Raw genomic sequence first — 666 nt, 5'->3', positions numbered from 1 at the left:
ACGCGGGGTCGGCGATCCAGAGCGGCAGCGAATCCGGGCCCGCCCACTGCTGCACGCCGCGCGCGAGCAGCCACTCCTCGGCCACCGCGACGGGCTCGGCGGGCGAGTCGCCGCGCGCGAGGGGCCAGGTGCTCGACGAGCGGCATGCTGCGCCCGGCGACGTTCATCACTCCGCCCGCGCCCTCCTCCGCGCAGTGCACCAGCCACGCCGCGAGGTCGCGGACGTCGAGGACGGCGGTCGGCAGCTCCGGAGCGTCGGGGACGAGCACAGCGCCTCCGACGGCGAAACGCCACGGCCAGTAGGAGGAGCGGCCGGTCGGGTCGCCCGGGCCGCCCAGCAGACCCGCGCGGGCGATCAGCGCAGGCGCGGATCCGGCGAGCACGGCCTGCTCGCAGGCGGCCTTCGCCGAGCCGTACTCGTCCGGGTCCTCGAGCGGAGGCAGCAGCTCCGCGTCCTCATCGGCTCCGGGATCGGCGTGCGAGGCGTACACGCTCGTGGTCGAGACGAACAGATACCGGCCGGCCGTGAGGTCGCGAACGGCACGGCGCACATGGTCGGGCCGGCGCGCCACGTCGATGACCGCGTCCCACCGGGTCCCGGCCACCGGAGCGAGCGCCTCGTCGCGATCGCGGTCGGCCCGCACGAACCGGGCCCCCGCGGGCACG

General features: G+C 76.6%; 1 protein-coding gene. It reads right to left on the bottom strand.

Annotated features, from left to right (window positions below; all coding sequences use genetic code 11):
- Positions 1-666: NAD-dependent epimerase/dehydratase family protein (locus tag ACH61_RS15750; protein ID WP_161489695.1), on the bottom strand; the 666-nt coding region annotated here is incomplete at both ends.

It is taken from the genome of Rathayibacter tanaceti, from assembly GCF_001634385.1.
Lineage (GTDB): Bacteria > Actinomycetota > Actinomycetes > Actinomycetales > Microbacteriaceae > Rathayibacter > Rathayibacter tanaceti.
The sequence above is the reverse complement of the archived record's forward strand: the minus strand, read 5'-3'. Positions and strand labels throughout refer to the sequence as shown.